The sequence below is a fragment of the Streptomyces griseoaurantiacus genome (assembly GCF_036189845.1).
In the GTDB taxonomy this organism is placed as follows: Bacteria; Actinomycetota; Actinomycetes; order Streptomycetales; family Streptomycetaceae; genus Streptomyces; species Streptomyces griseoaurantiacus.
On record NZ_CP108326.1, the window covers coordinates 6,639,042 to 6,665,475 of the forward strand.

Below are 26,434 nucleotides of genomic sequence, written 5' to 3' on the forward strand. Positions count from 1 at the left end.
CGAGGGGCCGTACCGCCTTTGCCGCCAGGGCTCACCGGTGCGACTGTGAAAGTGGATCCCTCCTGCACGTCATACAGCGAGAGAGAAGGCGGTGGGAACCATGACACTTCCCCTGGTCGTGGGAGTCGACGGATCGGACGGCAGCCTGGCGGCGGTCGACTGGGCGGTGGACGAGGCCGCGCGGCACCACCTGGAACTGCGTCTGCTCTACGCCTCCCTGTGGGAGCGGTACGAGGGGTCGCTGCCGGCCACGAGTCGTGAGCGTCCCTCGGAGCAGGTGATGGCGGAGCACATCGTGGAGTCCGCCGCGGAACGGGTCAGGCGGCGCGACCCGACGGTGAAGGTCTTCACGGAGACGGTCGCGGCGGAGGCGGTGTCCGCGCTCCTGGACGCGGGCACGGACGCCGGCGCCGTGATCACCGGATCGCGCGGCCGAGGGGGCTTCAAGGGCACTCTGCTGGGGTCGGTGAGTCTGGCCGTCGCGGCCCGCGCCCACTGCCCGGTCGTCGTGGTCCGGGGCGACGACACGGCCCTGTCCGGGGCGCACGGCAGGGTGATCCTCGGTGCCGGGGATCCCGCCAACGGCCACGAGGCGGTCGGCTTCGCCTTCCGGGAGGCCCGGGCGCGCGGATGCGAACTCGAGGTCGTGCGGGCCTGGCGCTGCCCCTCGCCCGAGACCGTCGACAACCCGGTGCTGCCCACGGACCCGGCACGCCAACATCGAGAACGTGCGGCGGCGCTGCTCGACGTACTGGTCGGCGGGGCGGCGGCGGAACACCCGGAGGTGCGGCTGCGCAGGACGACGGTCGAGGGGCCGGCCCGCAAGGTGCTGGTGGACCGCTCGGCCGCCGCCGACCTCCTCGTCGTCGGAGCACGGCGACGGTCCGGGCGCTTCGGGCTCCAGCTCGGCCGGGTCGGCCACACACTGCTGCACCACGCCGCCTGCCCGGTGGCCGTCGTCCCGCAACCCGCGTGACACGCCGCACGGGCGGCGACACCGCTCCCCCGAGCCTCTGACGGACGGGCCCCTCACCCGTCCGCCGCCCCGCCCCCATCCGGCGTCGCCCGCGGCCCGGTCGGCGGGTTCCGCGGCAGACGCACGGTGAACTCCGTGGCTCCGGGTTCGCTGGTGACGGTCGCCGAACCGCCGTGCGCGGCGGCCACGGCGGCGACGATGGACAGGCCGAGCCCTGTTCCGCCACCCTCGGCGCCGCGGGGACCGTCCCCGTGCACGAACCGTTCGAAGAGATGGGCGCGCAGCGGGGAGGGAACGCCGGGACCGTCGTCCGCGACCGTGACACGTGCCGCGCCGCCGTCCTCCCGCGTCACCGCCACGGTCACGGTGGTCCCGGGAGGTGTGTGCAGGCGGGCGTTGGCCGTGAGATTGGCGAGGAGCTGGTGCAGGCGGTGGCGGTCACCGCTCACGACGACCGGCTCCTGCGGCAGATCGAGGACCCAACGATGCTCCGGGCCGGCCGCACGCGCGTCGGTGACCACGTCCAGCACGAGGCGGGTCAGGTCGACCGACCGCAGGTCCAGGGGACGGCCCGCGTCCAGCCGTGCGAGCAGGAGCAGGTCGTCCACCATGACCCCCATCCGCGCGGACTCCGCGGTGATCCGCTCCAGAGCACGGCGCACCTCGGGGGGCAACGGGCCGGGATGCAGCAGGGCCAGCTCGGCGTGACCGCGCACCGAGGCCACCGGGGTGCGCAGTTCGTGGCTCGCGTCCGCGGAGAAGCTGCGCAGGCGCTCCTCGCTGCGCTGACGCCGGGTCAGTGCCCGCTCCACATGACCCAGCATCCTGTTGAACGCCCCGGTGACCTGCTCCACCTCCTCACTGCGGGGGCGGGCGTCAGGGACACGCGCGGGCAGCGCCACCGTCCCGTCCGCCAGGGGCAGGCCACTGACCTGCGTCGCGGTGTCGGCGATATGGCTGAGGGGCCGCAGGGACCACCGCACCCACAGGGCACCGGCGACCCCCGCGCCGGCGAGCGCCAGCCCGAAGACGCCGCCCGCGACGATCTCGAGCCGGTGCACGGCCGCCTCGACGGGCTCGAGCGGGAGCCCGGTGATCAGAGTGTCGCCGTCCCGCCCGGGCCAGGCCATCACCCGGTAGTCACCGAGACCGGACAGATCGACGCCGTGCCCGTGCCCGTCCCTGGGGACGGCCGCCAGAGCCCGGGCGTCACCGCCGTCCACCCGGACGCCGACCACGCCGCCCACCGACCCGCCCGGCCGGACCACGGCGGCATTGGTCACCTCGCCACCCACGATCCGGGCCCCCAGCGTTCCCGATGCCTGCCGGCGGGTGTCACCCCGCTCGTCCCCGTCGTGGTCGTCCCGAGCACCGCCCGGGTGTTCCAGACTCGCCGGGAACGCGTTGCCGGCGTCCGCCAGCTGTTGGTCGAGGCGGTCGGTCAGGAAGCCGTTCAGTTCCCATACGGCCGCACCGCCCACCGCGGCGCACCCGACGGCGAGCAGTACCAGCAGTCCCGCGGTCAGGCGGGCGCGCAGCGTGTGGAACCGCGGCCACCTCACTGATGCACCGGCCGCAGCACGTAGCCTGCACCCCGCACGGTGTGGATCATGGGATCACGGCCCGAGTCGATCTTCTTGCGAAGGTAGGAGATGTACAGCTCGACGACGTGCGCCTGCCCCCCGAAATCGTAGGACCAGACCAGATCGAGCAGTTGGGTCTTGCTCAGCACCTGACGAGGATGCCGCATCAGACAGCGCAGCAACTGGAACTCGGTCGGTGACAGGTCGACCGGGTCTCCGCCTCGGGTGACCTCGTGGGCGTCCTCGTCCAGTTCCAGATCCCCGACGACGAGCAACGAGTCGGCGGCCCGCTCACGTGTCATCCCCGCGCGGCGCAGCAACCCGCGCAGACGCGCGACGAGTTCGCCGAGGCTGAACGGTTTGGTCACGTAGTCGTCGCCGCCCGCGGTGATCCCGGTGATGCGGTCCTCCACGGTGTCGCGCGCCGTGAGGAAGAGCACGCACACATGGGGCTGCCCGGCGCGAAGATCCCGCAGGACGGACAGACCGTCGCGGTCCGGCAGCATGATGTCGAGCACCACCGCGTCGGGCCGGAAGGCGCGGGCCTCACGGAGAGCGGCGCTCGCCGAGGCCGCACTGCGCACCTCCCAGCCCTCGTAGCGCAGGGCGCCGGTGACGACCTCCGCGAGGTCGGGCTCGTCGTCCACGACGAGGACGCGCACGGGGGTGCCGTCGGGACGGGTCAGAGCCGCGGTACGTGTCTTCATGGTCCTCCCAGCATCCTCCGTGACCCTCTGGATTTCCTCTGAGAAGACCTGCGACTCCCACTCGCACACTCCGGCCGGGTGGCACTCAGAGCCGCCTCAGAGGTTGCGGAGCCACAGTGGACAGCCCTCGCCCCCCTTGAGGAGGAGATGCTCATGGCCACCGTGACCGACCGACCACCACCGGCGCGCCATCGCCTGCCGGGCACGCCGTGGAGGCGGTCACCGGCCCCGTTGTTCCTGGCCGCCGCCTGGGCTGGAGGCGTCGGCGTGCTCGCTCTGTGGTGGCGGGACACGGGCACGGTCGTCGGCACGGCCGACTGGCTCACCGGCGCCGGCCGCATCACCGGACTCCTGTGCGGCTACATGTGCGCACTGTTGGTCGGCCTGATGGCACGGGTGCCATGGCTGGAGAGCCGGGTGGGCACCGACCGCGCCACGCGATGGCACGCCTCGGCCGGACGGTGGACCATCGCCCTGCTCCTGGCGCACATCGTGCTGATCGTTCTCGGCTACGCGGCCCAGGCGCACACAGGGGTGCTGAGGCAACTCGGCACGGTCGTGCTCGACCTGCCGGAAATGCTGAAGGCCACGGCCGGCGCCGTGATCCTGCTCGCCGTGGGTGTCACCTCGGCGCGCGCGGCGCGTCGTCGGATGCGCTACGAGACCTGGTACCACCTGCACCTGCTCACCTACGCGGCCGTCTTCCTGGCCTTCGCGCACCAGCTGGCACTCGGCGCCGACTTCGTGTCAGCACCACCCGCCCGCGCCGCCTGGTACACGCTCTACCTCTGCGTGGCCTGCCTGGTCCTGTACTACCGCGTCCTGACGCCCGCACGCCTCAACCTGCGGCACCGCATACGCGTCGAGGCCGTCGTGCCCGAGGCACCCGGCGTGTACTCCGTCTGGCTGCGGGGCCGCCGACTCGACCGGCTCGGCGCCCACCCCGGTCAGTTCCTCCGCTGGCGCTTCCTGACCTCCGGCATGTGGAACGCCGCCCACCCCTACTCACTGTCGGCCGTGCCGCGCGACGATCTGATGCGCATCACCGTCAAGGGGCTCGGCGACCACAGTGCGGCAGTCGCGGCACTGCGCCCCGGAACCCGGGTCTGGGCGGAGGGCCCGTACGGCGCCCTCACCGCGGCACGACGCAGCCGCCGGAAAGTACTGATGATCGCCGGCGGCACCGGGATCACCCCCCTGCGCACCCTGTTCGAGACACTGCCCGCCGCGCCCGGCGACCTGACGCTCCTCTACCGGGCACGCACACCGGAGGAACTGGCCCTGCGCGGCGAACTCGAGGCCATCGCGGCGCGGCGCGGTGCCCGCCTCGTGTACGTCCTGAACGGCCGGGACGGCACCCGCGCGCGCATCACCGCGGACCGGCTCAGGGCCGTGCTGCCGGACATCGACCGGCACGACGTCTATCTGTGCGGACCAAGAGGTCTGTCCCTGGCCGCGTACGACGCCCTGCGGGACGCCGGGGTGCCCACGTCCCGCATCCACCACGAGTCCTTCGAACTGTGAGCCCCGCCATGCGCGCCCACCCCGTCCGCCGCACCGTACTGACCTGCGTCGCCACCGTCACGGTCACCGTCCTCGCCCTGTCCCTCAAGCCCCACCACCCGCCGTCGGCCGCCGCCCCACCTCCCACGACACAGACGCCGGGGGCCACGTCCGGGGGATCGACCTCCGGCACCCGCACCGTCACCGGACCCACCGTCCAGACCCGCTACGGCCCCGTCCAGGTGGAACTCACGCTCGACGGTTCGCGGATCACCGCCGCACACGCCGTACGGTCCCCCAACGGGGACTCCCACAGCAGGGAGATCAACGCCTCGGCCGTCCCCGTGCTCGACCGGGAGACCCTGAACGCGCAGAGCGCCCACATCGACACCGTCTCCGGGGCGACCTACACCAGCGAGGGCTACGTCGGCTCCCTGCAGGCCGCGCTGGATCAGTCCCGCACGTGAGAGAACACGCCACCCTGGCCCCGGCACCGCCACGGAGCGCCAGGGCCTCGCGGAGATGGCGGTCACCTCATCGGCAACGGCGTCAGTTGGGCGGGCGTTGTCCTCCGAGTTCCCGTCCTGACCGGGGGAGTAGGCCCTCGTCACCCGCCGGCGGAACGCGGCGCTCGTGGACGAGCCGTACGGTGCCGTCCGCGATGCCGAAGCGACCGCTGCTGGCCGCCCCCGGACGCCGGTCCGCGGACGTCGGCTCCAGACGATCTCCAGACGGTGGCGAGCGTCGGCCGCATACGTGCGGCATCTGCCCGCGCCACCGCCGCAATCACACCCGTGGCACCCCGGGCGAGGCCCGTACAGCGGGCGGGATCAGTCACGTACGGGCAGCACAGTCGCCCTCATGGCGCGACTTTCGGAGGTGTTATGCCAGCGCACGGCCGTGGTCTGTGTGCTCTTCGCCGTGCAGTCGGTGGGCGACGCCGTGAGCGGTCTCCCCGCGTGAAGGCGTGCATTCTCGGACTGCGTGCCCCTTATCCTGTCGCCGTTCACCGGGCCGCGACGACGTTCGTGACATCCGCCACCGGAACTTCACATCCGTTTTCCCCGCTGGTCAACGGCCCCGGCGACGTCGATCGGGCCGTCGAACCCGTCGTCGGGCCGAAAGTCCGGGCCCCCGACACGGCCTCCCTACGATCGGACGTGTCAGCATGGAGGCACACGAGACGGATCGGCGCTCCGGCAGTGTGGCACCGGTCCTTGGGTCGCTGGAGAGTGCCTCCACCCCAGGCTTCCAGTTCCCGCCACCGTCAGCCCGCCTTCTCCCGGGGTTCGCCGCTGGTCTCACGACCCCCGAAGGGGGTACGACCCGTATGTACGCCAGCACTGTCGTCGAGGGGACCACCGTTCGGATCGCCCCGGTCGGGCCCATCGACTACGACACACTGCCCGCACTGCGGGAAGCAGTGAGGTCCCTGCCGCCGGATGTGGACACAGTGATCTGGGACCTCCGGTCCGCCACCTTCATGGACGTCGCCGGACTGCATCTCCTGTTCGGTCGAGCCCCGGAGGACGGGCCGTTCCACCGCACCGTCGGGGTGGAGAGACTGCGGCCCCAGCACCGTCGTCTCCTGCTCCTGGCCGCGCGCGTCCTCCCGGGGCTCGACGTCGCGGGGATCATCCGCGACGGCTCCCTCGAGCGGGCCGCCTGAGGATTTCATGCTCGTCGGTGGGCCGGCGCCCGGAGAATCTCGCTCAGGCGAGGGCGACGACGGCGACGACGCGTTTCCCCGTCGCGGCTGTCTCGACGCTGACGCTGACGCTGCGGGCGAGTGCCGTCACCATCTCGAGACCGTGCTGTCGACCTGCCCGGTACAGCCATCCATGTCGGCATGGGGTCCCCCTGGTGCCGCCCTCATACTGCATTCACGCGTTCCTGCGTACCCGCAGTCTGGTACACATGCCTGGGCCGTGCGGTCCGGTGCCGACACCTGTGTGGATCGATACAGGCACATGGGGCAGACTCGTCCCCGCAGGCCCACAACCGGGCGCGCCTAGGGACAGCCGAGGATACGTTGAGCGACAACGACACAGTGGACCGGCCGGAGCTTCTCGTCGAAGAACGCCTCGTCGACGGGGTCCGCGTGGTGAGCGTGCGGGGCGAGATCGACAACGACGGCAAGGACGTCCTGCGCCAGGCCCTGCTGCCCGCCGACGGTATGGAGCCTGCGCGACTGGTGGTCGACCTCAGCGGGGTTTCCTTCATGGACTCCAGCGGCATCAACGTCTTCGTCGCCGCTCACCAGGCCGTGACCGGAACTGAGGGCTGGGTACGGATCGCCGCCGCACAGGAGTCCGTCCTGCGTGTCCTTCGGCTGGTCGGCGTCGACGCCATCATCACTTGCCACCCGACCCTCGAAGAAGCCCTGCACCCCTGAAAGGGGCTCTACCGGACGGGCCCCGGGGGGCTTTCCCGGAGCCCGCGCTGTGCGGCCACGTCCAGTTCCAGGCCCACCGGCTCTGGCAGCGGCTCGCGTCACAAGCCCAGGTGATCATCCATTCCGTGACCTCAAGCAGGAGTACCGGCCCCGGTACCGGTCCATGCTGCGAGGCTCGTCGTCCCACCGCTGGCTTCTGTCAGCCGATGCCGCACCTCTGAGATCACGTCAGGTGGTCCCGGGGGCGTGGAGTGCGCGGCGAACGGCGTTGCGGAGCCAGCGGTGGGCTCCGTCGGCCGTGTGGCGGGGGTGCCAGGCCATGCCGATGTTCAGGGGCGGCAGCGGCACGGGTATGTCGAGGAGGCGCAGGCCGAGGGCCGTGGCGGTGTGGGTGAGTGGTGATCCGGGTTCGCCGGGGAGTGCGGCGGGGACGAGGCAGACGACGTCGCTGCGGGCCGCGAGGGCCATCGCCGCCAAGTGGCTGGGGAGGACTGCGGTGACCCGCCGGTGGAGGTTGTGTTCGGCCAGGGCGCTGTCGAGAGGGCCGGTGAACCGGCCTTTTCGGCTGACCACGACGTGTTCGGCGGCAGCCAGCCGCGGCGGGTCCAGGGCCTTCTCGGCGAGGGGGTGCCCCGGGCGGACGGCCGCCACCATCCGGAGCATGACCAGTTTTTCGACGCGGGTCTCCGGGTCGACGTGGTCGATGGATCCGATTTCCAGATCGATCCGACCCTCGCGGAGGGCCGGGCCGGCCTCCAACTCCTCGGTGCAGAACCGGAAGGAGACGCCTGGCGCTTCCTGCCGGGCCAGGTGCAGCAGTCCGGGGGTGAGCGCCGCACCGACCAGGTCGGCGGTCTGGAGGGTGAAGGTGCTGTGCAGGGTGGCGGGGTCGGCGCCTTCGCCAGGGCTGAGCAGCGCTCCCAGACGGCGCACCACCGCAGCGGCTTCCTCGCGCAGAGCCAGGGCGCGAGGGGTGGGGACCATGGCCTGTCCGGCTCGTACCAGGAGCGGGTCCTGGAGGGTACGGCGCAGGCGGCCGAGGGTGCGGCTCATGGCAGCGGGAGAGGTGTGCAGGCGAGCGGCGGCGCGGGTGACGCTCTGCTCGGTCAGCAGGGCGTCCAGGGCGACCGCGAGGTTGGCGTCAAGGGTCGAATGTCTGCTGTTCACCGGCGTGATTCCATTTCAGGCAATACCTTCTTGCCGTAGTTCCCATTGTGGCATCACCGTGGCGGTCCCCAGGATGGGACGTACCACCGAGGCCGTCGACGCCGATCGCAAGGCGCCCCTCGTCGACCGACGGTGCGCCTGAACCCTCCGGACCGCCGTCCTCTCTCGAGTCACCAGCCCCTTCGCCGTCAGGCAGAGCGCCAACTGCGCCAAACCAGCCGCCACTTCACGGAGAACCATCATGCCTGCTGAGGTAACCGAATCGCCGGTCACCGCGTTCCTACTCGTCAAGACCACGCCCGAGTGGCTCGCACTGACCGTCCCGGAACGGATCGACGCCTTCACCACCCAGGTCGTCCCCACGATCGAATCGAAAACCACCGGAGTCCGGTCACGCTTCTACGACACCGAGTTCTACTCCGCGCGCGTCACCGACGTCTGGGTCTGGGAAGCAGACGACCACCACTCCTACCAGCTCCTTATCGACGCACTGCGCGAAACCCCCTTCTGGGATCGCTACTTCGAGGTCGTCGACATCCTCGTCGGTACCGAGAACGGCTATGCCCGCAACTACCACGTCGACCCCGCCGCCACCCTCAGCACCTGACCAACAGCGGAGGGGAGGCCCCTGACTGCCCTGCGAGGGACAGGGGAGCCGTTGATCAACTGACCGGCTACTGAACATGAGTGTGGGACGTCGTGAGGGTGGCCGGCACCGAGGGCCGGTGACGGTGCGGCAGCCGTCGAGGACGTCGGGACGTTACTGTACTGGTGCCGGCGTGGGACGCGCCGGACGGCGGCGATGAGGTCGTCGGGTCGACGATGCAACGGCGCATGCCGGCCGTCATCCGAGTGTTCGGCCCGGGCCCCTTCTGCGGCCAGGTCGCCTCCTCGACTTCTCGCGGAATGGCCGCACCACGCTGTGAAGGTCAGTAACCGATGGAACCATCGCTACCCGGCGGGCATCTTGGTGGGAGAGAACCCGCGGACCCCGGTTCTCGGCGTCAGGCCTCCAGCACCCTGCAGACGGCCTGCTGACCTGGCGGCATTCGGGTAGCCTCTCCTCCCGACCTGCTCTCCAGCACCCCAACCTCGTTACTCCACCGAGGATTCGCGACATTCGAGCGCCATCCTTCTCGCCATACGTGTCCGCGCCACGCGATCCTGTGCCGGCCGGTGCGGCCACTGCGCGGTGTTTCTACGATCGATAACAAACTCAGGTGAATTCATGCCATCTTCCGACAACCCCGAAGTCATCGACGACATACGCCGTCGCTTCTTTCCCGTGCGGTTACCGGGCTCGGGCAGTGGAGTCGGCCGCTGCGTCGACGAAGCGACGTTCCGGGAGGCGGTCGGACAGATTTACGCGTCCGTCTTCCCCGATCGGGACGCATACCCCTACCGTCCCAAATCGAAAGAACTGGTAGCGGAATACCGGGCTCTCCACCAGGAGCGCATCCTCATCGAGGACGGCGACGGAAAGCTGGTGGGGTGGCTGAAGGGCCGGATGGCGGATCCCGACACGTTCTACCTGGGCACGAGCGGAATGCTGCCCGAATACCGCGCGCAGCGTGTCGCCGCCCTTTGCTATGTCAAGCTGCTGGAGTACCTGCAAGCGGTCGGATACGAGCGCATAACATCCGAACACCACCCGAGCAACCGCGCTGCGATGATCTTCCAGCTCAAACACGGATTCAGCATCGAGGGCATGAGCCTGGACGAGCGCTGGGGGCCGATGGTCAAGATGGTGCGCTTCTTCGACAAAGACCGCCAGGCCGAGTTCGATCGGCGCTTCGGATTTGAGCAGTACCCGAAGGGCTCCTGACTGCGTCCTCGGCAAACTCGCCGGCGAGTTCGGCACCCTTCTGGTGATCGGCACCCAGTCCGCCTCCATTGGCGCCCTGCCGCTGACCGTCGGCCGCGACACGGGCGGCAGGGGTATTTTCCACGAACGCCGAACACCACGCCTCGCTCGACCTGGAGGCTCCCACGCATTCGGCGCACACCGCGGCCGATGCCTGATCCCTCCAGTGGGCCCGTCACCACTTCCCGTGAACGGGCGGCAGGTTCCGCTCGGGGTCCTGCCGCCACTCAGCGATCCGATGAGGATGCGTGCACATCACCTACCTGCTTGCCACCGGCAGCAACGCGGTCTACGACGGCAAATACAGCCACAGTGGGCGCTACCACACCTACGGCCAGCAAAGCTTCGTTCTCGACCTGATCAGGACCATGAGCAGAGCAGGCCACACCGTGCGGCTCAACGTCGACACTCTCTCCAGCCTCGCTCTGGCCTCGACCTTCCGCGACACGGACTCCGTCACCGTGACGGAGGAGATCGATCCGTCGGGCAAGACTGATCTGATTCTGGTCGACGAGGTGCCCGACGAGATGCTGATGCAATTCGATGAGCACGTACCGGCGTTCAGGATCGTCCACCACGCGGGTCGTCGCTCGTCCGACTACCTCGTCTCGCGCTGCTCCCGCTTCCTGTGCATGACGGAGAACGCGCTGTCACTGCAGCGGAGACACCTTCCCGCGGACCGGGCAGTTCTCGTTCACCAAGGCGTCGACCTGGAGCGCTTCCCCGCAGTTCTCGCCAAAAGCGGCCGTCGGCGACCTCGGGTCCTGCTCTACTGCCGGCTGGACTCCGGGCGCGAGGCCTTACTCGGCCAAATCATCGAGAACATCGACCGCGACGAAGTACTCGTGTACGTGGTGGGCGAAGGCCCGGGGTTCTGGGACATGAGCGACCGCTTCGGCAGCGAGATCATTCTCATCAACCACATTCCCTGCCAGTCGATACCCAACCTGCTCGGGGAGATGGACGTCGTGATCTCGCTCGGGCGCGGTGCCATGGAGGCCATGGCGACGGGTATACCGACCCTCTGCGCCGGCCACCACTACGCCGGCCCCATTACGGCGGACAACATGGCCTCCCTCATGCGCTACAACCTCACCGGAGCCGTCAGCGACCGCGATCCGTCCCTCGTCATGACGGACATCCGCGAGGCGCTGAACAGAGACCGGCGGGAGGTGCGGGCACTGGCGGAGGAACGGCTGTCCGCCGACGCCTTCTTGGAAGGCGTGTCCGACCTGTACGCACACATTGCCGCATGACGGAGAGGGAAAAGGGCGGGACACCAGACCGTGTGGGCGATGCGGCACCGGGCGTACACGCGCCGAAGCTCCTCGTATCCCGCAATCAACGGCTCTACTACGCCGGGTTGATCGTCTCCCAGACCGGTACCAACACACAGCTCGTGGCACTGGGCTGGTACACGTACCAACGCAGCCACGACGCGTTCGTCCTCGGGTTCGTCACCGCTGCACCGATCTTCACCATGGTGCTGTTCAGCCAGGTGGGCGGCCTGGCCGCCGACCGCTTCCCGCCACGCCGGGTGTTGCTGTGCACCCATTCCCTGCTCGCACTGGTAGCCCTGTTGCTCGGCCTGTTGTCGTGCAGTGGCTCGCTCGAGGTGTGGCACCTCGTGGCCAGCTCGCTCTGCGTCGGCAGTATCAACGCGATCGGTCTGCCGGCGGAGCAGGTGTTCGTCTCGGAAGTCGCGGGCGACTCTCTGCTGACGCGGGCGGTCACGCTCAATAACGTCATCCTCAACCTGTCACTGGTCGTCGGCTCTTCCTTGGCGGGCCCCCTCATAGGAGCGGTGGGCCTGGGGGGAGTGGTCCTGTTGAACGGGCTCTCCTACCTGGCGATGTTCACTGCGCTCCTGCTCATCCGCCCTGCACAACTCCACGTTCGCCCCCGACGGGCAGGCGCGCGCCCCCGGGTGCGCAGCGCCTGGGGGTACGTGTGGCGCAGCCCCAGCCTCACTCTGCTGCTGCTCGTCATCGGCACTGTCGGCCTCTTCGGTGCCAGTCTCCCCTCACTGTTGCTATTGCTGACCGCTGGTGAACTCACGGAAGAGGCCGGGGCGTACGGCATCCTGCTCGCCGTCATCTCCGTAGGCTCCCTCATCGGAGGATGGCTGACATGGCGCACCGACGTCAGCCTGGGCACCGTGCTGATGAGCAGTCTTCTGCTCGGGTTTCTCGAACTCGGCACTGCGGCCATGCCGTCTCTCCTTGCTCTGGGCTTGGTGCTGCTCCCGGTCGGAGCGGTATCCCTCGTCCTGCGGGCAGGCATACTCAGCCTGGCGCAGCTCCAGACACTGGCGGAGTTCCGTGGCCGGGTGGTGGCGATCTTCCAGCTCGTATACCGAGCGTGCTGGTTCCTAGGCACCCTTGTCGCGACTTGGGCGGCGCAGACGTGGGGCCCTCGTATGGCGATCGCGGTGGGTGGAGCGGCGGTGACATCGGTGGTCGCGGCGATCATTCTGGTGATGACGGTGTTTCGTGCGATGTCGGTGTCGCTGGTCGTACGGCGCCTTCCTCGCGTCAGCCTCGCCCTCACTCCCGACCCCGCGGGCCGCCACCGGCGTCCCCCTCACATGGCCGCAGATTCATGAGAGGCCGCCGGGAGGGTGGACGTGTGGCGTGGACCGGCGGTACAAGCGGTTCCAGGCCCAGGTCGCCGTGCGTGGCCGCGCCGGCAATACCCGGGGACAGCGGCAGTCTGTTCCTTTCGTAGGTGAGATGGACTTTGACCCCGAATTGCCTCGGTCGGTCGGATTCGGTCCCGTCAGTGGCCCTCCTTTTTGTGGTCCGCGGACTGGCAAGTCGATCGCGCAGCGCGACCAGTCCAGCTCACCCAACCGGTGGCGCCATCCGTCGGAACAGTCCTCACAATTCGTCCGGCACGCTCGACGGGAGCCGTCGTGCACGGACCGACGAACGACCACTTCATAAGAAACGACGCCTTACTCGTGCAGTTGTTCTATGCTTCCCTTGAGCGCCTCACCGCCCCCCGGATACACGTGACTTGACGGGAAAGAGCAGTCGAGGCCGAGCGCTGGGGGGTTCCCCGTGTGCCCCCCGCATCCAATTCTCCCAGCAGAACGGTTCTTGTAATGGTGACAGCGAAGAGCGGTGTTCGAATCGCCGGCTTGATGGGCGGCTTAGCACTGGCTGCGACCGCGTCCCTCACGGCCTACTCGAGCGATGCGGCGTCCTCTACGGGCAATCTCTCGATGGACGGTCCAGTGACTCGGGTAGAGGCTTCCGAAGTCTCGTACCCGGGCGACTCGGATTCGGTTCCGGTCTATCCCGGTGAGTCGGTCCCTGAGTACCCGGTTGGTTCGAATTCCGACCCGGTCTATCCTGTCGGGCAGGGTCCTGAGTACCCGGTTGGTTCGAATTCCGACCCGGTCTATCCTGTCGGGCAGGGTCCTGAGTACCCGGTTGGTTCGAATTCCGACCCGGTCTATCCTGTCGGGCAGGGTCCTGAGTACCCGGTTGGTTCGAATTCCGACCCGGTCTACCCTGTTGGGCAGGGTCCTGAGTACCCGGGCGACTCGGATTCGGTTCCGGTCTATCCCGGTGAGTCGGTCCCTGAGTACCCGGTTGGTTCGAATTCCGACCCGGTCTACCCCGTTGGGCCGGGTCCCGAGTACCCCGTCTGACCTGCAAACTTCGCCTCGTAGGTTACGGCGAATGGTCTGAGTAAGCTTTTGCGCCGGTGTATTTCAGAGCTGACCTAGGTCCCGGCGCGAGAGCCTGCTGTGACAGTGCTGGTGGCCACAGCCACTTGTTGACGGCTGTGACCATCAGCACTGCTCGGAGTGGACGGCGAGTCTGCCGCACGGAATGGCACATGAACGCGGTGGTGAGCGAGTCCTGTTGATCCCTCGAAATGATTCGCCGCGCGCGGTATGCAGCTTCACGGGTTGGCTCCCAGCACCGCGCGAGACCGCCCGTCTGCAGGACCTACCTGTCTCGGCCAGGCCGCACCGGCTGCGGAGGTGACCGTGCACCACGCGAGCACAGGTGCGGTAGGCGGAGGGCGAAGAAGCGGCCTCGTACCCGGACGTGAAGGGGCCCGCTGGGCTGCCCAGGCTCACCTGTGTCCCGCGCGACCGCATCTCTTCGACCGGCCGAACGGCGACCACGCTGTACGTTCACGGTGATCGACCACATCGGCTGACCCACACCGCAGGAGATCATATGCCCCTCCCTCCTCCTGACTTCGCACGGATATTCGTACCTGGATCGAGCCGCCTCTTACCTGATGACGGTGGCAGTCTGGTGGTGAGGGTGCTGACCGGCGTCCCGCTGTCGCTGCCGTCCGGCCATGTCATCGCCATGGAACCGCTTGGCTGCGGCATCGGCGATCCCTCCGAAACGGCGTTCACCCAGCACGTCCCGCCGGGCATTTATCCGGTCGTTCTGGTCGCCGTGGACCTGATCGACATGGAGGGCGGAGTCCAGGACAGTCGCGTGGCCGCAGCCCGGCTGGAGATACGGGGCGAGCCCGTCGCCACCTGGGAGTTGGCCCTCCAGCCCGGTCAGGACGCAGATCAACTCGACGACGATGAACTCTTCGGATATCCCGTCGACGGTGGCGCCGGATGCTTCGTCGACGCCCAGACCTTCCAGGCCGCGGGTGAAGAAGAAGACTTCGCCGGCCGGGTCATGGACTCCCTGTGGGGCAAGCCTCAACCTCCTGTCGGTTCGGTCCCTGACTGCGCCCCGGTCACCATGCCGGTCGGCGGCAACGAACATGCCTTGGTCATGTTCGGCACAGGCAGCGGCGATGGCACTTACCCGACTTGGATCGGCCGCAATGCCAACGGTGACATCACCTGCTTCCTCACCGACTTCCAGATCCTGACGGACGAGGACCACCAGGAAGTAAATGGTGATGCATGGAGGAACCGAATTCCTGCCCCGCCGGACACCGCCACTCAGTACCACACCTTGAAGGACCGGCTGCAAGGCAGGCCCCTCCTGACCGAACTGCTGCCGGGCGGCACCCTCCGGCTGGGGTCGCTCTCCTCCGCATCCGGAGCGTTCCTTCTCCTGAATCAGGACGATGGTGATGTAGTGATCTACCGTGACCAGGACGGCACGCCGGTGTGGAGGACCGGAACGCAACTCGAAGACGAACTCACCGGCCTGTACTCGAACCGCCTGGTACTGCACAGCAGCGGTGACCTCGTTCTGTTCGCGCCCACCGGCACACAGCTTTGGAACAGCGGAACGCGGGGCCGTGACGTTCAGCGTGCGGTGCTCACCGACGAAGGCAGGCTCACGCTTGTCGGCCCAGACGGTGGCGAAGTCTGGTCGTCCGAGCTGTCGTCGGCTTAGGAGGACTGAACCAGGGACCGTTGCCCTCCCGCACGCCCAGTCGAAAGCCCTGGAGGATCTGTGACGAGATTGATCGGGGTGAGGCGGTAGGCCGCGGCCTGTACGCGTTGGTCCATGCGCTGTCCGACAGCGCCGTCAACGTGCCGCGTGGACACCGGCGCGCCTCGGGGGCAACGGTGTCGTGCGGGAGATGCGCGGGTGCCGTGCGTGCTCCTGTTCCTGTTCCTGCGGAGCGTCGGCCTGCGACACCTGTATCGCTGCGATGCCTCCGAGGCGGCCGGCACCGACGCCGTCACGTAGGGCAGACGCGCGAGACCGAAGCGAAGTGGAGGTAGTTGCCCGGTCGACAGCGACGGCAGCTCCTGCTGTGCATGTCCGACCCGCATGGACGGCCGCCCAGAGGCAGCCGTCGAACTCGCTCACACTGCCACACCGCGAGTGTTCAGCCCCTCGCAGCAACAACCGGCCGACCCGAAGCACCTCCCCGTTTCGATGCTTCCGTCATCTCCTCCGGTGGAGGCGGCTCCGGGAGGGGCACTGTCATTGCCTGTTCTCACACGACCCCACGGTCAGCGGCATCCCCTTCGAGGTCATCGGTAAGGGCGAGCGTCACGGTGATCTGTTTGCCCCCCCGTTCCTCGCGAACGCGGAAGCTCTGGGATACCGCCATGACGATCTCCAGGCCGTGCTGGCCCACGCGTTCCGGGTTGGCCGCCAGTACCGACGGCTGCACATCGCTCCTGTCCCATACGCTGATCTGGACGGCATCTTCCCTGAGCTCCAGCCTCAGTAGGCATGGGCCGGGGGCGTACTTGCGGGCATTGGTCACCAGCTCGCTGACCACGAGCTGCGCCACGTCCATCGCACGAGCCGACACCGGTATCCCGTGGTCGGTCCGAACAGTGGTGAGGAAGCCGTGGGCCATGGCCCGGGCCTCAGCGATACGGGTACTGCCCTTCAACGTGGCAGAGACGGCGACTGGGCCTCTGCCGATCGGCTCCTGTCCCTCGTCCCGGGCAGCAGCATCCATGGACTCGCCTCACTTCCGAAGCGTTCAGCACTACGCAACCCGACTGCCCTGAAAACCTCGCAGCACCTCACTCGGCGGGGCCCGCGGCCGGGAGTCGATCACGGCTCTCCCCGTCCGGGCAGAGCGCAAGGAACCTTACAGAGGCACGCGAGCAGAGCAGGAAACGGGCCCCTTTTGTCGGATCGTGCCCCTGCTGCGTGTCGTCGCGTGCGGCGGTTATGCGTCCTGAAACCTCTGCCACTCACAGCTCATCGACTACTCACGCCGGCTTCGCAGCGTCATAGCACTTTCCGGCGGCAGGACCAAGTCGAGCGCGTGTTCGACATTCTCTTCGCGGTGCGATTATGGGAGCTGTGATGCTCACGCAGTTCATGGGCGAGAGTCGGGCCGCCGAGTACTTGAATGTGTCACTCACGTGGGTCTATCGGGACGCCCCCCGTTCGGGGCTCGTACCTCACAAATTATGGCGGGGGGCGTGACGCCAAACCGCAGTTCAAGATCAGCGAGGTGCAGGCCTGGGCTCGTCAGCGACGGCTCGGCTGATGTTTTGGGTGTTCAGCCACCGACTCGGCGGCTGAACACCCACTTCGTTCACTTGCCCAGAGCCAGGTCGAGCATCTTCGCGGCGGTCCGGATCGATCCTGGCGTTAGGGGCGATAGATCTTGAAGGTGACGTCCAGGCTCTGTGGCCCATCCATTCGGCGAAGTCCGTGATGGGAATGCCCTTGCGCAGGCAGTTCGAGGCGAAGAAGTGACGGAGGCTGCAGAGCGCCATGCCCTCCGAGATCTCGATCGCGCCTGACCTCCGCCCGACGCCGACTCCCTTGACGGCCCGTCAGTTCTGACTTCGGCGATGCGTCATGCCTTGCTTCCACGCCGGGTGTCCTGGCCGCCCGACGCGCTGTCGTCATTCTGCGCGTACCTTCCGATACGGAGTCATTCCGAACGGGCGCTCCCGCACGTCAGTGTTCCGTAAGGGCCCGGCCGGTGGGCGTTCCCTCCGCCGGATCCTAGGGTGGCGGCTGCGCCCCACGCCCGGCCGACGAAGTTCTCCCCGCGTCCCCGCCACCTCGCCCCTTGTGACTGCCGGGCGTCAGCACGCTCATTTACCTCGATCACTCCCATGAATGCCGCAAGGAGAGAGATGAAGAAGTGGATCGCCGAGTTCATCGGCACGATGTTCCTCGTTCTCACGATCACGACGGCGGTGCTTTCCAAGGCCGCCATGGCCCCGCTGGCGATAGGCGCGGTCCTCATGGTGATGGTGTACGCGGGAGGGCATGTGTCGGGAGCCCATTTCAACCCGGCCGTCACGCTCGCGGTCCTCTTACGGCGGCGTCTCACGGTGGTCGACGCCGTGGCTTACCTCGTGGCGCAGTTGGCGGGCGGACTGACGGGAGCGGTGATCGGGCGCTGGGCCGTGGACCCGGCCGAGGTGACGGCCGTCTCCTTCTCGGGCCGTCACCTCGTGGCGGCGCTCGCGGTGGAGGGCCTCTTCACCTTCGCACTGGCCTATGTGGTGCTCAACGTCGCCACCAGCAGTGACCATGAGGCGAACTCCTTCTACGGGCTGGCGATCGGTTTCACCGTCCTCGCGGGCGCGGTGTCCGTGGGCGGTGTCTCGGGAGGAGCCTTCAACCCCGCCGTGGCCGTCGCGGGCTCCGTGGCCGGGCTGTTCTCCTGGTCCTCGCTGTGGGTCTACCTCCTCGCCCAGACGGTCGGTGGCGCTCTTGCGGCGCTCGCCTTTCTCGGGCTCAACCCTCATGACCGTGGTCCTGTCCGGAGTGCGCCGGAAGCGGTGTCCGGCGTCGAGGCCGCGGACCCGGGGGCTCGGCACTCGGTCTGAGCGCGCGGCGGGCCTGTCCGTTCCGTCGACGACAGGACCGCCGCCACCGCAGGGTCGGCCACGGACGCGGCGATGACGGTGTTCGTGGAGATGGACCCCGCCGGCGGCGGGGAACCGAGCACTGTGATGCGGTGGCCTTTCGCCCGGCCGTCGGTCACCGCCGCGAACTGTCGCACGAGAGCGTGCCGCACCGGCTCGACGACACCGGCCTCCTCAGTCCATTCCCCGCTTCCCGGGTGTCCAGAAGGGTTTGGTGGAAATGGCGCGGCGGTTCCAGCCGCGGTCGTTGACGAGGTGGGTGCGGATCATCTGGATGGTGCGGGCCTCGCCGGCGAGGTAGGCGGCGCCTGGGGTGTCGGGCAGGTCGAGGGCGGCGACGGCGTCGACGAGTTGCCGGGAGGAGGCCGCCGGTGTTCCGTGGCGTGCGATCCGGGTCAGGGGCCGGGGCAGATCGATGTGATCGGCCTCGGTGTCGGCCTGGTGGACGCCGAAGACGGGAACGTGGGCGGGCACGGCGCGCAGCAGTGCACCGAAACCGGCCGCGGCGGACTCTTCGCCGGCGAAGAGGTGCCAGGGAGCGTCTCCTGTGAGACGGACGGCCCGGGGGTCGCGCACGAACGTCACATACTGTCCGGTGCGGGCGTTCTCGGCCCACTGGAGACCGATGCTGTCAGGGGTGCCGTGGTCGAACAGGACGAGGTCGATCCACCCCTGTGCGGAGTCGAAGTCCCAGACGCTGTAGGTACGCAGTGTGAGCATGCTTCCGATGCGCACCCGGATGTGGTCGCCGGGCCGCCAGTTCAGGCCGGCCAGCTTGGGCCCTGCCAGCCGCATCCGTCTGGAGGTGGGCGTGAGTTCCTCGATCTCCTGGATGTGGCCGCCGGGCAGCAGTCGCCGGCTGAGGTCGAATCGGCCGTTGTCGGGTGAGGAATCGTTCACGGGGTTCATCGTTCGCCTGCCTTGGTCAGTTGCCGGTCATCGGCGTCGGTGTGGGGGTTCGCCGGGTGTGGACGGTGCAGGTTGTCTCCCTCGATGTCGACATCGGGCAGGACGCGGTCGAGCCGCTTGGGCGGCCACCAGGCCTTGTCATCAGGAGATACAGAAGTGCGGGGATGAGGCACATCCGCACGACGAAGGCGTCGAAGACGACCGCCACCGCCAGGCCGAAGCCCATCGACTTGACCATCGTGTCCGACATGAGGACGACCCCGGAGAACACGGCGATCGACCAGGGCGATCAGCCACCCGGTGAGGAAAACGGGCCAGCGACGGTACGCGGTTGTACCGAGACGGTAGAGAAGGGTTGCCATGTCCCGACCGTAGGGTGGCGTTCATGCGCATGGCGGCCAACCAGTACCTCACAACGGCCAACCCGGGAGACGCGGACGCTCCCGTGTCACCGATCCTGAGCATCGACCGCGGAAGCACCGACCAGTTCGAGCAGACCATCGAGGCGCATGCCCACCCCGAACCCAAGCTGATCTGGTCCGTGAGCGCGACGGCCACGGTCACCGCCGCCGCGCGCCACTGGCTCATCCCGCCCGGATACGGCCTGTGGATCCCCGGTGGCGTCGAACACGGCGGGGCGGTACTGCGGGCCGGTGAGGGATCCGCCGTCGCCTTCTCCCCGGACCACTGCCCGATCACCTGGCCCCGGCCGACAGGTGTCGCGGTCGGACCCCTGCTGCGCCAACTCATCGCGCACCTGCACCGGGTGAGCCACCACGACCCGAGCCGACCGCACGCCGAAGCCCTCATGTTCGCTCTGCTGGTGCCACTGCCCACCCATGACATTCACGTGACGATGCCGACCGACCCGCGAGCGCGAGCCATCGCCGAACGGCTCGTCGCGGACCCGGCGGACGAGCGTGAACTCGCCGCCTGGGCCGATCACGTCCACTCCAGCGTCAGAACCCTGGCACGGCTCTTCACCATGGAGACCGGGCTCAGTTTCGCCCGCTGGCGTACGCGGGTCCGCATCCGGACAGCGGTCCAACTGCTCGCCGACGGGGCCTCGGTCACCACCACGGCCCGGGCCGTCGGCTACCGCAAACCCAGCGCCTTCATCAGTGCCTTCAGCCGTGTCACCGGCCACACGCCCGGCACCTACCTCCACACCGACTGACCGCTGTCGCCGAGGACCGCCGCCGACTCGTCGGCGGATTCGGGGGGTCAGCGGGCAGAAGCCCTGGAGGGGCCGGTGGTCATCGCGGGGGTCGGGCGGGGATGCGCCTGTGGAGGTCCTCCAGAAGGTCGCGCATGGCCATGCGGAAGATCTCCGCCTGGTGGTCGCCGACGAAGGAGGTGTGCCCGAAGGCCTCCAGGACGACCATGCCGTGCATGTGCCCCCAGGCGCCCAGGAGGAGGGCCGTCGCGGGAGGCGGCAGGGTCTCCGGGCCGTGGGGGACCAGCCGTTCCAGGTGCGTCGCCGCGGCCGGCGAGAGCGCCCGGGTGTCGGCCGCGGCGAGTTGTGCCGTGGTGAACCCGTCGAACAGCTCTCGCTGGAAAAGAGTGCTCAGCCGGCGCATCGCCTGGGTGGTCGGCCCCTCGGCAGGTGCTTCGTAGTGGCGCAGCGGTGCGCCGTAGAGGAGTTGGAAGCGTTCGACGTGGGTGACGGCCCAGTGGCGGTAGCCCTCGGTGGCGGCCAGGAAGCGCCGAGCGGCGGGTTCCCCGGCCGCCGCGTCGACGGCCGCCGTCACGGCGTCGGTCAGGTCGTCGTACGCCTTGGTCACCAACGCCGTCACGAGGGCGTCCCGGTTGGGGAAGTAGTGGTAGAGCCCCTGCACGGTCATGCCGAGCTCGCGGGCGACCGCCCGCAGGGACAGGGCGTGCGGCCCGTGCTCGGTGATGTGGCGCTCGGCGGCGTCCACGATCTCCCGAGTGGCGGCGGCCCGGCGTCGCTGGCGCAGTGACGGCAGGACCGTCGCGGAGTTGTCGGCGAACATGCGGCGATCCTATGGCGGTTGACGGGGCGAAACGCCGGGGATCTGCCGCCGTACGGAAAACCTCACAGTGTCAGGTAAATCTCCTGCTGCTCAAAAAGCCGCTGCCTGACTAGCGTCGTTCCCGGCGGGACGAGCGCGGCATCGCGCACGGTCCGCCGGGCGAAGAGTGCTCTGCGACGCGTTGCGTCGGCGCCTCGCCCGGCCGCCCGCCCGCCCCTCGTCCTTCCCCGAAGAACCCTGAAGGAGATCCACTCGTGTTCGAACGTTTGGCCGAATTGGCGATCCGCCGGTCCCGGCCGGTGCTGCTCCTGGCCGCCCTGGCGGTGGCCCTGATGGGTGTGGTGGGCGCCGGCGCCTTCGACAAGCTCAAGGGGGGCGGCTTCGACGATCCCGCCTCACCCTCCACCCGGGCGGCGCACGTCATCGCCGACAAGTTCGGCGGCGAGGCCAATCTCGTCCTGCTGGTCCGTTCCTCCGCAGGCCGCGTCGACACCCCTGCCGCCAGGAGGGACGGCGAGGACCTGGTGGCCGAGCTCGAGAAGGACGAGCGGCTCGGCAACGTCGTCTCCTTCTGGGAGACGAACAGCCCGGACCTGCGCTCCGGGGACGGTCGTGAGGCCATGGTGCTCGCCCATGTGAAAGGAGACGCCACCGAGCAGCGGAAGAGCGCCCTCGCGATCCTGGACACCTACAGCGGCTCCTACGAGGACACCCTCACCGTCCGGGCCGGAGGAGGCGCCGCGGTGGGGGCCGAGCTGTCGAACCAGGTGGTCGACGACCTGATCCTCGCCGAGGCGATCGCCATACCGCTCACCCTCGTGCTGCTCCTGGTCGTCTTCGGCAGCGTCGTCGCCGCGCTGCTGCCGCTCGTCATCGCCCTCATCGCCATCACCGGCTCGTTCGCCCAGCTCTTCCTGCTCGGCAGCGTCACCGACGTCGCCGACACCGCGACCAACCTCATCACGGCCCTGGGGCTCGGACTCGGCATCGACTACGCCCTGTTGATGGTCAACCGCTTCCGCGAGCAGATCGCGGCCGGTGCGAGTGTGGACGACGCCGTCCGGCGGACGGTGCACACCGCGGGCCGCACCGTCGCGTTCTCCGCGGCCACCGTCGCCGCGGCCCTGGCGGCCCTCATGGTGTTCCCGCAGTACTTCCTGCGCTCGTTCGGCTTCGCCGGCGTCGGAGTCGTCGCCATCGCCGCCCTGAGCACCCTCTTCGTGATGCCGGCCCTGCTGAAGGTGCTGGGGCACCGGGTCAACGGCGGCCGGATGCCGTGGGCGAAGGCGCGACGCTCCGAGGCGCGGGCATCCGTGTGGGGACGGCTGGCGCGCACCGTCATGCGGCGGCCCCTGCTCACGGCGGTGCCCGCACTCGCCGTGCTGCTGCTGGCCGCCAGCCCGCTGCTGGACATCACCTTCGGGACGACGGACGAACGCGTACTGCCCAAGGACGCCGAGAGCCGCCAGGTCTCGCAGATCGTGCGGGAGGAGTTCGGCGGCAGCGAGGAATCGGCCCTCTTCATCGCCCTCGACACCTCCGTGCCCCGAGCCCCGCTGGCCTCGTACGCCGGGCGACTGGCCGCCCTCAAGGGGGTCGAGCGGGTCGATACCAGCGCGGGCACCTACAGCGGGGGACGACCCGCCACGACCGGCCCGGCCGACTCCGCCCTCGGCCGGCCCGACGCGCAGCGGATCAACGTGGTCAGCAGCCTGACGCCCAAGTCGGAGGCGGCCGAGGGCCTCGTCAAGCAGGTGCGCGCGGTGACTCCGCCCCCGGGGACGAACCCCCTGGTCGGCGGGAACGACGCCGTACTGGTCGACGCCAAGCAGTCCATCGCCGACCGACTTCCCTCAGCCGTGGGCCTGGTCGTCCTCAGCACCTTCCTGCTGCTGTTCCTGTTCACCGGCAGCATCGTGCACCCGCTGCGCGCGCTGGTCCTCAATCTGATCAGCCTGGGCGCCACCCTCGGCGTGATGACCTGGATCTTCCAGGACGGCCATCTCTCCTCACCGCTCGGCTTCACCGCCCAGCCGATGGAGCTGTCGATGACCGTGCTGATGTTCTGCATCGGCTTCGGCCTCTCGATGGACTACGAGGTCTTCGTCACCAGCCGGATCAAGGAACTCCACGATCAGGGAGTGGACAACGAGACCTCCGTGGTCGACGGCCTCGGCCACACCGGTCGCATCGTCAGCGCGGCCGCCTTCCTGCTCGCGGTGAGCTTCTTCGCCTTCGGCACCGCCGAACTCAGCTTCATCCAGATGTTCGGCCTCGGCAGCGGACTGGCCATCCTCATCGACGCCCTCGCCGTCCGAGGCGTGCTCGTCCCCGCCGCGATGCGCCTGCTGGGGAACTCGGCCTGGTACGCACCCCGCTTCCTGCGCTCCTTCCACGCGCGGTACGGCCTCAGCGAGGGCGGCCCCGAGCCGACGGCCGCCCCCGGAGCGGCGTCGGCCGGGCGGGCGGACACGAAGGAGCCGACCGCGGTCTGACCGGCCCGGCCCCGCTCGGGGCGGGACCCGCCAGGAGGGCCGCAGGGTCCCTTCCGCGACGTGGCCGGGCGAGGCGTGGGCCCCCTCGCCCCGGCCGCGGCCCGCCCCGCCCCCGGCCGGGCGCGACGAAGATCGTCGCGTAGCGTACGCCCATGACGCATCCCTCCCTGCGGTTGATTCCCGAGGCCGTGGCCCGGTTCGGCGACCGCGTGCACGCGGTCGGGGACGACCGGTGGAACGACGCCACGCCCTGCACCGAGTGGACGGTCCGGGACCTGGTCAACCATCTCGTCGCCGAACACCTGTGGGTGCCGCACCTGCTCGCCGGGGAGACCCTGGCGCAGGTGGGCGACCGCTACGACGGCGATGTCCTCGGCGCGGATCCCGTGCGTGCCTGGGACGAGGCCGCCGGAGGTTCCCTCGCCGCATGGCAGGACGCCGACCTCTCCGGCACCGCCCGGTTCTCCTTCGGTGAGGCCCCGCTGACCGTGTACGCGGACCAGATCCTCGTCGACCTGACCGTCCACGAGTGGGATCTGGCGCGCGGCAGCGGCCAGGACGAGGCGCTCGACCCGGCCGCGGTCGACCGCAGCCTGGCCTACGCGCGCGCCAACGTGACGCGCATGGCCGGCCTGGGCATCCTCGCCCCTCCGGTGGCCACCACCAGTACCGACCCGACCGTCCAGCTCCTGTCCCTGCTGGGGCGCGTCGTCTGACGGTCCCGCAGCGCGCGAGCCGTTCGCCGAGCTGCCCGTGTCAGTCCCGCGGAGAGGAGAGGCCGGGCTCCGGCCCGACCAGTGTGTGTCCCGCCGCGCGCAGGACGGCGGCGGCGTCGGCGAACCGCTCCCGTGGCACGAGCACGAGATCGGAGTGGAAGGTCGAGACGACGAACACGGGGACCTCCGCCGAGCCGAGCGGCGCCACGACGGCGGCCAGCATGCCGGGCAGGTCGAGATCGTGCGGATCGTCACCGTAGAGCCCGATCCAATGCTCACCCTCCGCCGTGGCCTCCCCTCCTTCCGGGGCGGCACGGGTGGGTGCCTCGCGGATGACGGTCAGCCCCTCCGGGGCCCGTACGGCCGCGTACCAGGAGTCCTCCGCGGGCAGCGACCGGTCGGGGAAGTGGTCGATGACGAAGAGGCGCGGCAGCGTCAGGAGCCGTCGTGGCGGTGGAGTCATGGCGGGAGCGTACGGGGCGCCTGGGGCCTCCCGTTCGGATCATCCCGGCGTTCGCGGGGTCCGGCACGCACACCGACACTGCCTTGAACGGGCGCGGGGGCACCACCCAGCGGCGTTGTCGTCGGATGCCGGGCCTCCACCTCCAGGCGGCCGGGGCTCCGCCCTGACGCCCTCCTCCGCCGTGCAGCCGCGCGCACCGAACCCCGCTCGGGCCGTCCGAAGTCGAAACACGCCATGGCCGGCCTGATCCGGACGAAAGGCCCTGGGCGGCCTACGCCGCGGTGCCCGGCCCGGCTTCCCGCGGGTCTCCGTGCGGCCTGGTCAGGCCCTCCTCGAGGACGAGGCGCCGGGCGGGTTCGGTCTGGTCCAGCTCCCAGTGGTGGCGGCACTCCTCGCACCGCACCCCGTCCACCAGCACGTCGGTCTCCCCGTTCGGGCAGTCCGTTCCGTCCCCGCGCCCCGCGCACGCCCGCACCTGCGCATCCGTCATGCGTCGACCGTGGGACAGGGGCCGGGCCGCGCGGTAGGGGGACGCGGGGGCGCACGGTCGCTCGGCCAGGGCAAACGGCCCCAGTTCTCCACCCACGCCCCACCGGACGTTCGATATGCGTGGCGGCGGCTCGGGTGACGTGATCGGGGACGGGAGGAACCCCTGGTACAAATGCCCCACGTCGAGACGGAACGTTCTACCTTTTGTTAGCATGGGCGGCATGAGTCGGAGCACTGAAGGCGGCACCGTTTCCGAGGCGCGGACGCGGCTGCTCAACACCGCAAGCCGGATCTTCTACGCCGAGGGGATCCATTCGGTCGGCATCGACCGGATCGTCGCGGAGGCGCGGGTGACCCGGGCCACGTTGTACCGGCACTTCCCGAGCAAGGAAGACCTCGTCGTGGCCTACCTCTCGGGAGCCGATCAGGCCATCCGGGGGCAGGTCGCCGCCGCCCGGGCGAGCACCGCGTCACCGAACGACCAGGTCCGGGCGGTGGCCAAGTCCATCACCGACGGCATCCGGTCCGAGGGATTCCGCGGCTGCGCCTTCCTCAACGCGGCGGCCGAGTACTCCGATCCCGCCCACCCGATCCATCGGACCGTCCTCGCCCACCGGCGGTGGTTCCTCGACACCGTCACCGATCTGCTGGCGCAGACCAGCGAGTCGACCGCCGAGGCGGCGGGCCGCCACTTCGTCATGCTCCGCGACGGAGCCATGGCCGCCGGCTGCCTCTTCGACCCGGAGCTGATCTCCGACACCTTCCTCCACGGAGTCGAAGGGCTTCTCAAGGCCCGCACCATCCCGGAGCTCAACGCGGACGCCACCGACTCCGCGGCGCGGTCCTGACCGCCGGCGCCTCGGCGCCTCGGGCGAGGGTCTTGCCGTGGACCCTCACGCGCCTATAGTGATCG

23 protein-coding genes and 3 pseudogenes are annotated in these 26,434 nt (G+C 69.3%); 15 read left to right on the plus strand and 11 right to left on the minus strand.

All coding sequences use genetic code 11. From position 1 onward, the window contains the following. Window positions 1-100 precede the first annotated feature (100 nt). A complete protein-coding gene (locus tag OHB09_RS29285) occupies window positions 101-976 on the plus strand; it encodes a universal stress protein (protein ID WP_191851646.1) in 876 nt (291 codons plus the stop codon). 53 nt (window positions 977-1,029) lie between these two features. Here OHB09_RS29285 and OHB09_RS29290 read toward each other — a convergent pair whose 3' ends face one another. Together OHB09_RS29290 and OHB09_RS29295 are read right to left on the minus strand one after the other, a co-directional pair. Next, on the minus strand, window positions 1,030-2,538 hold the full coding sequence (locus OHB09_RS29290; protein WP_191851645.1) for a sensor histidine kinase: 1,509 nt from the start codon (window positions 2,536-2,538) through the stop codon (window positions 1,030-1,032). After that, a complete protein-coding gene (locus OHB09_RS29295; protein ID WP_234524794.1) occupies window positions 2,535-3,266 on the minus strand; it encodes a response regulator transcription factor in 732 nt (243 codons plus the stop codon). Before OHB09_RS29295 ends, OHB09_RS29290 begins: the two co-directional genes overlap by 4 nt. 153 nt (window positions 3,267-3,419) lie before the next feature. Between OHB09_RS29295 and OHB09_RS29300 the strand changes: the two genes are divergently transcribed. From OHB09_RS29300 to OHB09_RS29315, 4 genes are all read left to right on the plus strand, one after another. Continuing rightward, window positions 3,420-4,790: a ferredoxin reductase family protein gene (locus OHB09_RS29300; RefSeq protein ID WP_328922799.1), complete on the plus strand. Its 1,371-nt coding sequence runs from the start codon at window positions 3,420-3,422 to the stop codon at window positions 4,788-4,790. An 8-nt stretch (window positions 4,791-4,798) separates the two neighbouring features. Continuing rightward, window positions 4,799-5,236, plus strand: coding sequence for an FMN-binding protein (locus tag OHB09_RS29305; RefSeq protein WP_328727926.1), 438 nt, complete (start codon window positions 4,799-4,801; stop codon window positions 5,234-5,236). An 863-nt stretch (window positions 5,237-6,099) separates the two neighbouring features. Then, the gene (locus OHB09_RS29310) at window positions 6,100-6,438 is read left to right on the plus strand and encodes an STAS domain-containing protein (RefSeq protein WP_328922800.1); all 339 of its coding nucleotides are present in this window, start codon (window positions 6,100-6,102) and stop codon (window positions 6,436-6,438) included. A 363-nt stretch (window positions 6,439-6,801) separates the two neighbouring features. Then, window positions 6,802-7,164: an STAS domain-containing protein gene (locus tag OHB09_RS29315; RefSeq protein WP_213087782.1), complete on the plus strand. Its 363-nt coding sequence runs from the start codon at window positions 6,802-6,804 to the stop codon at window positions 7,162-7,164. Window positions 7,165-7,392: 228 nt separating this feature from the next. Here the strand turns inward: OHB09_RS29315 and OHB09_RS29320 are convergent, their stop codons facing one another. After that, window positions 7,393-8,340: a LysR substrate-binding domain-containing protein gene (locus OHB09_RS29320; protein WP_391033755.1), complete on the minus strand. Its 948-nt coding sequence runs from the start codon at window positions 8,338-8,340 to the stop codon at window positions 7,393-7,395. A 232-nt stretch (window positions 8,341-8,572) separates the two neighbouring features. On the opposite strand from OHB09_RS29320, the gene OHB09_RS29325 reads away from it, so the two are divergent. From OHB09_RS29325 to OHB09_RS29340, 4 genes are all read left to right on the plus strand, one after another. Next, on the plus strand, window positions 8,573-8,938 hold the full coding sequence (locus tag OHB09_RS29325) for a darcynin family protein (protein ID WP_006141262.1): 366 nt from the start codon (window positions 8,573-8,575) through the stop codon (window positions 8,936-8,938). 621 nt (window positions 8,939-9,559) lie between these two features. Continuing rightward, window positions 9,560-10,156 carry a GNAT family N-acetyltransferase gene (locus OHB09_RS29330; protein WP_328922801.1) on the plus strand — a complete coding sequence of 199 codons (597 nt, stop codon included), beginning with the start codon at window positions 9,560-9,562 and terminating at the stop codon, window positions 10,154-10,156. 287 nt (window positions 10,157-10,443) lie between these two features. Further along, complete coding sequence (locus OHB09_RS29335; RefSeq protein ID WP_328922802.1) at window positions 10,444-11,451, plus strand: glycosyltransferase family protein; 1,008 nt, start codon at window positions 10,444-10,446, stop codon at window positions 11,449-11,451. After that, window positions 11,448-12,800 (plus strand): MFS transporter, encoded by a 1,353-nt coding sequence (locus OHB09_RS29340; protein ID WP_328727920.1) that lies wholly within the window; start codon window positions 11,448-11,450, stop codon window positions 12,798-12,800. Before OHB09_RS29335 ends, OHB09_RS29340 begins: the two co-directional genes overlap by 4 nt. A 4-nt stretch (window positions 12,801-12,804) precedes the next feature. Here OHB09_RS29340 and OHB09_RS29345 read toward each other — a convergent pair. Continuing rightward, window positions 12,805-13,043: pseudogene (locus tag OHB09_RS29345) on the minus strand (IS5/IS1182 family transposase); the annotation flags it as partial. A 1,441-nt stretch (window positions 13,044-14,484) separates the two neighbouring features. Here OHB09_RS29345 and OHB09_RS29350 point away from each other — a divergent pair. Beyond that, window positions 14,485-15,537 (plus strand): DUF4241 domain-containing protein, encoded by a 1,053-nt coding sequence (locus OHB09_RS29350; protein WP_328922803.1) that lies wholly within the window; start codon window positions 14,485-14,487, stop codon window positions 15,535-15,537. 553 nt (window positions 15,538-16,090) lie between these two features. Here OHB09_RS29350 and OHB09_RS29355 read toward each other — a convergent pair. Together OHB09_RS29355 and OHB09_RS33380 are read right to left on the minus strand one after the other, a co-directional pair. Next, entirely contained in the window at window positions 16,091-16,567 is a 477-nt protein-coding gene (locus OHB09_RS29355; protein WP_328922804.1) for an ATP-binding protein, read from the minus strand. 591 nt (window positions 16,568-17,158) lie between these two features. Further along, window positions 17,159-17,345 (minus strand): annotated as a pseudogene (locus tag OHB09_RS33380) (tyrosine-type recombinase/integrase); the annotation flags it as partial. Between the two features lie 366 nt (window positions 17,346-17,711). Here OHB09_RS33380 and OHB09_RS29360 point away from each other — a divergent pair. Then, the gene (locus tag OHB09_RS29360; RefSeq protein WP_006137981.1) at window positions 17,712-18,413 is read left to right on the plus strand and encodes an MIP/aquaporin family protein; all 702 of its coding nucleotides are present in this window, start codon (window positions 17,712-17,714) and stop codon (window positions 18,411-18,413) included. Between the two features lie 213 nt (window positions 18,414-18,626). On the opposite strand, the gene OHB09_RS29365 is transcribed toward OHB09_RS29360, so the two are convergent. Beyond that, window positions 18,627-19,352, minus strand: a complete 726-nt coding sequence (locus OHB09_RS29365) for a siderophore-interacting protein (RefSeq protein ID WP_234551731.1) — start codon at window positions 19,350-19,352, stop codon at window positions 18,627-18,629. A gap of 5 nt (window positions 19,353-19,357) precedes the next feature. Further along, window positions 19,358-19,638: pseudogene (locus tag OHB09_RS29370) on the minus strand (MMPL family transporter); the annotation flags it as partial. Between the two features lie 108 nt (window positions 19,639-19,746). Here OHB09_RS29370 and OHB09_RS29375 point away from each other — a divergent pair. Continuing rightward, window positions 19,747-20,538 carry a helix-turn-helix transcriptional regulator gene (locus OHB09_RS29375; RefSeq protein WP_328922805.1) on the plus strand — a complete coding sequence of 264 codons (792 nt, stop codon included), beginning with the start codon at window positions 19,747-19,749 and terminating at the stop codon, window positions 20,536-20,538. A 79-nt stretch (window positions 20,539-20,617) separates the two neighbouring features. Here the strand turns inward: OHB09_RS29375 and OHB09_RS29380 are convergent, their stop codons facing one another. Then, complete coding sequence (locus tag OHB09_RS29380; protein ID WP_006137978.1) at window positions 20,618-21,358, minus strand: TetR/AcrR family transcriptional regulator; 741 nt, start codon at window positions 21,356-21,358, stop codon at window positions 20,618-20,620. A 254-nt stretch (window positions 21,359-21,612) separates the two neighbouring features. Here OHB09_RS29380 and OHB09_RS29385 point away from each other — a divergent pair, with 254 nt between their 5' ends. Both OHB09_RS29385 and OHB09_RS29390 read left to right on the plus strand, forming a co-directional pair. Beyond that, the gene (locus OHB09_RS29385) at window positions 21,613-23,853 is read left to right on the plus strand and encodes an MMPL family transporter (protein ID WP_328922806.1); all 2,241 of its coding nucleotides are present in this window, start codon (window positions 21,613-21,615) and stop codon (window positions 23,851-23,853) included. Between the two features lie 152 nt (window positions 23,854-24,005). After that, entirely contained in the window at window positions 24,006-24,569 is a 564-nt protein-coding gene (locus OHB09_RS29390; protein ID WP_328922807.1) for a TIGR03086 family metal-binding protein, read from the plus strand. 40 nt (window positions 24,570-24,609) lie between these two features. Here OHB09_RS29390 and OHB09_RS29395 read toward each other — a convergent pair whose 3' ends face one another. Together OHB09_RS29395 and OHB09_RS29400 are read right to left on the minus strand one after the other, a co-directional pair. Beyond that, window positions 24,610-25,032: an ACT domain-containing protein gene (locus tag OHB09_RS29395; protein ID WP_093599806.1), complete on the minus strand. Its 423-nt coding sequence runs from the start codon at window positions 25,030-25,032 to the stop codon at window positions 24,610-24,612. A 271-nt stretch (window positions 25,033-25,303) separates the two neighbouring features. Next, window positions 25,304-25,522, minus strand: a complete 219-nt coding sequence (locus OHB09_RS29400; RefSeq protein WP_040893809.1) for a hypothetical protein — start codon at window positions 25,520-25,522, stop codon at window positions 25,304-25,306. 220 nt (window positions 25,523-25,742) lie between these two features. Between OHB09_RS29400 and OHB09_RS29405 the strand changes: the two genes are divergently transcribed. After that, window positions 25,743-26,369: a TetR/AcrR family transcriptional regulator gene (locus OHB09_RS29405; RefSeq protein WP_191851632.1), complete on the plus strand. Its 627-nt coding sequence runs from the start codon at window positions 25,743-25,745 to the stop codon at window positions 26,367-26,369. Window positions 26,370-26,434: the final 65 nt, after the last annotated feature.